The organism is Xanthomonas sp. F1, assembly GCF_014199855.1.
The window spans coordinates 1-6,182 of record NZ_JACHOK010000020.1; the positions used below are offsets into that span (position 1 = coordinate 1).

Sequence of the window (6,182 nt, forward strand, 5' to 3'; positions counted from 1 at the left end):
CCGCACGTGGCCGGCGTCGTCGCCCTGGCGATCAGCGCGGCGATCAGCGCCGGCCGACCGGTGCCGACGACCGCACAGATGCGCGACATCCTGACGCAAACCTCCACACCATTCCTAGTCAAGCAGAAATTGCCGATCGGCGCCGGCATCCTCAACGCCGCCAAGGCCGCCGAGCGCAGTGCCGGGGCCAGCGTAGGCGTGGAAGCTAATGCAGTCGCCATCGCGCGCGGAAGGACGGATGGATTATCCGCTGGCGCCGGCGCCAGTCCTCTCTATCGCCTGGATCTTCCATCCACCGCGCGCAACCTGCAGATCCGCACGCTCGGCGGCAGCGGCCAACTCGCGCTGTACGTAAGTGCATATCGCGCGCCCAAGGCGGACGGGAGCGATGCCGACCATCGCTCATCGCGCGACGGCACCGTCCAGAACGTGCAGATCGGCTCGCCAGCGCGTGGTGCCTATTTCCTACGTCTTGCCGGCGGCAGCGACGGCTACGCCAATGTCACCCTGCTGATCAGCTACTGGGAGTAATCGCGTGAAAGCATCAGCGAGGCGACTCCTCACATACCTGTGGCGAGGCCCGATCACTGGAACTCGGTCCGGCTCGCGCATGGGGCCATGCTGGCGCTGATCGGCTCCCATCGGCAGCTGCGCCTCCGGATGGCCGCAGAGGCGACCATCGTCGGTGGCGCGGCGCAGCACCTATGCAGCGATCCGGAGCGATGTCCAACGACACCGGTGGCAGCAGGCGACCAGCGCGTCCCAGGCGCCGTGCGGTCGGCACACGGGACGCGTTGCGCCGCGCATTGAAAGCCTCGGAGAAACTGGCTACTGTCGAGAGTGCGGCAGGATGCTCCGCGGTCACGGCGTCCTCGACGCCGCACGCTGCCCCGTGAGGACTGCCGCCCCTTCGCCGATTCCGCCTCGTGAGCCGCGCTTCCGATCCCAGCCCGTCCCCGCTCGCCGCCACTGCCAACGCCCCGCTGCGGGTGGCGTTGCTGGAAGACGACGACGTGCTGCGCGACCGCGTGCTGCTGCCCGGATTGCTGCGGCACGGCTTCGAAGCGACGCCGCTGCGCACCGCGCAGGCGCTGTGGGCGGCGCTGGAGGCGCAGCGTTTCGATCTGATCGTGCTCGACATCGGCCTGCCCGACAGCGACGGCTTCACCCTCACCCAGCAGCTGCAGGAACGTCGTCCCGGCATGGGCATCGTCATCCTCAGCGGCCGCGGCGAACAGCCGGATCTGGTGCGCGGGCTGGTGCAGGGCGCAGATGCGTACCTGATCAAGCCGGTGCAGATCGAGATCCTCGCCGCCACCCTGTTCAGCGTGGCCCGACGCATGCTGCGGCCGAGCGCGCCGGCCAGCGAGGAATGGCAGCTGCAGGACGACGGCTGGTGCCTGTTCGCGCCGGACGGGCAGGCGGTGCCGTTGACCGCCTCCGAACGCAAGGTGCTGCAAAGCCTGTGGCAGGCGCGCGGGCGCTTGGTCAGCCGCGATGCGTTGATCGGCATGCTCGGCGGCAACGCCGGGCTGGAGATCGATCCGCATCGGCTGGACGCGTTGCTGCACCGGCTGCGGCAGAAGGTGCAGGAGCGCACCGGCAGCGCCCTGCCGTTGCGCGCGGTGCGTGGCGAGGGCTATCTGCTCATGCCGCAGGAGCGCTGAATCCGGCCAGCGGCAGGCGCAGCACGAAGCAGGTGCCGGCACCGGGCGCACTGTGCACCTGCAGGCTGCCTTGCGCCTGTTGCGCCATCTCGAACGCCACTGCCAACCCCAGCCCGGTGCCCTGCCCGGCCGGCTTGGTGGTGAAGAACGGCTCGAAGATCTGCCGCTGTACGGTCTCGCTCATGCCCACGCCGGTATCGGCGATGGCGATGGCGACGGCCTCGCCGTCGCGGCGCAGCTGCAGCGAAAAACAGCCGCCGTTGGGCATCGCATCGCGCGCGTTGGCGGCGAAGTTGAGCAGCGCCAGGTCGAAGCGGCTGCGGTCCAGGAACACCGGCGCCGGCTCGGCAGCCAGGTCCAGCCGCACCTGCACGGCGGCGCCGAACAATTGCCGCAGCATGGGCTGCAAACTGCGCAGCGCTTCGCCGGCGTCGAAGCGCTCGGGCACGCTCGCCTCGCGGCGACTGAAGCTGAGCAGCTTGCGGCTGACCGCCACACCGCGGTGCGCGGCCAGGGCCACGCCTTCCAGCGCCTCGGCCAGCACCAGCGCATCGCGCGGCGGGTGATAGTCCAGCTCGTGCACGCAATGGCGTTGCTCGGTATAGCCGAGGATCGCGCTGAGGATGTTGTTGAAATCGTGCGACACGCCGCTGGCGAGTTGCTCCACCAGCTCGATCTTCTGCAGATGCAGCAGGCGCTGCTGCGCCAAGGTGCGTTCGCGCATTTCCACGCGCAGGCGCGCGGCGCTGCGGCGCGCGCGCCACAGGCTTTCGCGCAGCGCGGCGACGGTGCGGTCCAGCACCAGGGTGATCATCAGGTAGCTCAGCGCCAGCGACGGCAGGTTCTGGAACGGGCTGCGATTGCCGTGCGGATCCTGGCCCCAGGGGCTTTCCATGCCCAGCCAGAAGATCAGCGGAATGCACAGGTACACCAGCCACAACGCGCGGCGCCCGATCACCAGCGCAGCCAGGGTCAGCATCATCATCGGATACGGATCGAAAGCCTGCAGCTGGTAGCCGAACGCCAGGTTGGCGGCGACCGCCGAGCACAGCACCACCGCGATGAACGCAGCCGCGGCCTGTTTCAGCAGGCCGCGGCGGATCATCCAGACCCCCGCCCAGGCCGCAGCGGTGATCGCCGCATCGGTGCCGACGTCCACCGCCAACTGCACCGCGCTCATCTCGATGCGTGGTGCGGTCAGCAGGTGATACAGCTTGTTGAGCGGGATCTCGCTGCCCAGGAACACGAACAGCACCTGCAGCGCCGGCGCGTTGCGCCGATCGAGCGCGTCGGCGATCGGCACCCGGCGCAGCCACAGCGAGAGGCGCCGCCACAGCCGCGCGGCGAGCGCGACCGGCGCAGAGTGCGCACCCCATCTCACCCAGACTCCCATGGCGGTGAGTCTACCGTGAGGAAGCCGTGAATCTGCGTGCATTGAAGAGGGCCGGGCTAGCGGCCTTAATCGGACCTGACTCGTTGTCGGGACGACGCTCCCGGCCCCAGCCCGGAACCGACCATGCCTCTTCTGCCCAATGCCTTGCGCACCGCTGTGCGCCCGCTGTCGTCGTCCTCGTCCATCCTGCCGCAGGCGTCTGACGGTCTGTTGACCGCCGCGTTGCTGCTGGCGCTGAGCCTGCCCGCGAGCGCCTTCGCGGCCACCGCGCCGACCGCGGCAACCCAGGCACCCTCGCAGTCGCCGCAACGTGAGACCGCCGCGGCGGCCACCAGCGCCGAGCCGGACAGCGCCGACCCTGCCGATGCCACGCCGCAGGACGCCACCACCCAGGACGTGCAGCCCGGCACCCAGAACACGACCCGCTACTTCCTGGCCGAAGGCCTGAACGACGGCAACGACTACGCCAGCGCCGCCGGCCTGCGCGCGGTGGCGATGGGCGCCCGTGCCACGGCCTCCGGCGCCTTCGCCATCGCCATCGGCCACCACACCGTCGCCTCCGACAGCGCCGCCATCGCCATGGGCGACGGCGCGGTCGCCAGCGGCACCTCGGCGATCGCGATCGGCGGCAGCTTCTTCGGCAGCACCTATGGCGACTCGGCCGGCGCGCAGAGCACCGGCTTCGGCGCGCTGGCCCTGGGCACCGCCGCCACCGCGACCGCCGACTCCGCCAGCGCGCTGGGCTGGAACGCCAGCGCCACCAGCGGCGGCGCCACGGCGGTGGGTTCGACCTCCGCGGCCACCGGCGAGTACGCCACCGCCAGCGGCTCCTCCACCACCGCCAGCGGCGTGCAGTCCAGCGCGTTCGGCTATGCGGCCAATGCCGGCGGTACCGGCGCCATCGCCACTGGCGGCTACAGCGTCGCTTCCGGCTTCTTCGGCGTGGCGATGGGCTACAGCGCCACCGCCAGCGGCGACGGCGGCATCGCGATCGGCGACAACGCCGCGGCGGCCGGCCAGCAGAGCGTGGCGATCGGCGCCAGCAATGCCGGCGTGCCGACCCAGTCCAACGGACTGGGCGCGGTCACCGTCGGCGCCGGTGCCTGGGCGCTGTCGGACTACGGCACCGCGCTGGGCTTCGACAGCCATGCCGATGCCGACTACAGCATGGCGCTGGGCGCCTCGGCGGTGGCCACCAGCAGCCATGCGCTGGCGGTGGGCGCGACCTCCTTCGCCGACGGTCAGGACGCCAGCGCCTTCGGCTCCGTCGCCAGCGCCAACGCTGCCGGCGCCACGGCGCTCGGCAGCGGCGCCACCGCGCTGAGCGCGGGCAGCGTCGCGCTGGGCTACAACAGCGCCGCCACCGGCCTCAACAGCGTGGCGATCGGCGCCGGTTCGATGGCCGACCGCGACAACGTGGTGGCGTTCGGCACCGATAGCGCGCTGCGCCAGCTCACCTACGTCGCCGCCGGCACCGCCGACACCGATGCGGTCAACGTGCTGCAGTTGCGCAGCATCGCCAGCGCGCTCGGCGCCGGCAGCGCGGTCGGCGGCGACGGCAGCTTCACCGGCGGCAGCTATCTGATCCAGGGCCGCAGCTACGGCACGGTCGGCTCGGCGTTGTCGGCGCTGGACGGTGCCCTGTCGTCGCTGGACACCCGCGTCGACAGCGGTGCCGGCGGCGTGGCGGTCGGCGGCGGTGCCGCGGGCGGCCCCAGCGTCGGCGCCGGCACCAATGCGGTGGCAGTGGGCGCGCAGGCCACCGCCAACGGCCAGAACGGCACCGCGATGGGGTCAAATGCGCTGGCCTACGGCCCCAACGACACGGCGCTGGGCGGCAACGCGCGGGTCAATGCCGACGGCAGCACCGCGGTCGGCGCCAACGCCAGCATCAGCGCCACCGCCACCAACGCCGTGGCGGTGGGCGAAAGCGCCACGGTCACCGCCGCCTCCGGCACCGCGCTGGGCCAGGGCGCCTCGGTCTCGGCGACCAACGCCGTGGCGATCGGCCGCGGTTCGTCTGCCACCCGCGCCAACACCGTCTCGGTGGGCAGCGCCGGCAACGAACGCCAGATCAGCAACGTCGCCGCCGGCAGCGCCGCCACCGATGCGGTCAACGTGTCGCAGATGCAGGCCGGCGACAGCGCCACCCTGAGCAGCGCCAACGCCTACACCGACAGCCGCATGGCGGGGTGGGACGACAACCTCACCAAGCTGCGCAACGACACCGACCAGCGCTTCCAGCATCTGGACCGGCGCATCGACCGGATGGGCGCGGTGAGCGCCGCCTATGCCGGCATGGCGGTCAACACCTCGGGCCTGGCCGGCGCCAACCGCATCGGCGTCGGCGTCGGCTCGCAGGGCGGCGAAAGCGCGCTGGCCGTGGGCTACCAGCGCGCGATCGGCAACCGCGCCAGCGTCTCGCTCGGCGGCGCCTTCTCCGGCAGCGAGAAGAGCGTCTCCGCCGGCGCCGGCTTCAGCTGGTGACGTCCGCAGCGCCTCCGTTCACCCCGTCTATCCCGCCTATCCACGCTTCTGCAGAGACACCGCCATGACGCCCACCGCACCGTTCTCCCGCAACCTGCTCGCCCTGTCGCTGGGCCTGGCGCTCGCCGGCGCCGCGCAGGCGCAGTCCGCCCCGCGCTTCTCGGCCCTGGCCCAGGGCAGCCCTGGACAATCCACGGTCTACGACGGCTTGATCGTGACCTACCGCGACGGCAGCAGCGCGCGCCGCGATGGCAACGCTGCGGCCAGCACGCTCAACCAGGCCGCGCGCAGCAGCGCCGGCACCTGGGCCAGCACCTACCGGCAGAGCGCGCCGGCGCTGAGCCGGGTACGGCGGCTGGCCACCGGCGCCGACCTGGTGCGGCCCAGTCGCGCGCTGAGTCCCTCGCAACTGGAGACGCTGATGACCAGCCTGCGCGCCGACCCGGCGGTGGCGCACGTCGAACCCAACCTGATCCTCAAGCCGGTGCGCAGCACCGCGCAGGCCACGGCCAGTGCCGTCGCCGCCCCCAACGATCCGGGCTATGAAGTGCAATGGCACCTGCGCACGCCCGACGGCCACCTGGAAACGCTGGCGCCGGAGACCACCGGCTATGCCAACCGCGGCGGCATCGACC

General features: G+C 71.7%; 4 protein-coding genes and 1 pseudogene. 4 read left to right on the forward strand and 1 reads right to left on the reverse strand.

All coding sequences use genetic code 11. From position 1 onward, the window contains the following. On the forward strand, positions 1–531 hold a 531-nt coding region (locus GGR71_RS20820), incomplete at its 5' end, for a PPC domain-containing protein (RefSeq protein WP_221237706.1). Positions 532–926: 395 nt separating this feature from the next. Then, complete coding sequence (locus tag GGR71_RS20825; RefSeq protein WP_160958201.1) at positions 927–1,667, forward strand: response regulator; 741 nt, start codon at positions 927–929, stop codon at positions 1,665–1,667. Here GGR71_RS20825 and GGR71_RS20830 read toward each other — a convergent pair. Then, positions 1,648–3,048, reverse strand: coding sequence for an ATP-binding protein (locus GGR71_RS20830; RefSeq protein WP_160958204.1), 1,401 nt, complete (start codon positions 3,046–3,048; stop codon positions 1,648–1,650). The two genes, GGR71_RS20825 and GGR71_RS20830, sit on opposite strands and share 20 nt — an antisense overlap. Positions 3,049–3,183: 135 nt before the next feature. On the opposite strand from GGR71_RS20830, the gene GGR71_RS20835 reads away from it, so the two are divergent. Both GGR71_RS20835 and GGR71_RS20840 read left to right on the forward strand, forming a co-directional pair. Then, positions 3,184–5,547, forward strand: coding sequence for a YadA-like family protein (locus GGR71_RS20835; protein ID WP_184452291.1), 2,364 nt, complete (start codon positions 3,184–3,186; stop codon positions 5,545–5,547). 64 nt (positions 5,548–5,611) lie between these two features. Then, positions 5,612–6,182 (forward strand): annotated as a pseudogene (locus tag GGR71_RS20840) (protease); the annotation flags it as partial.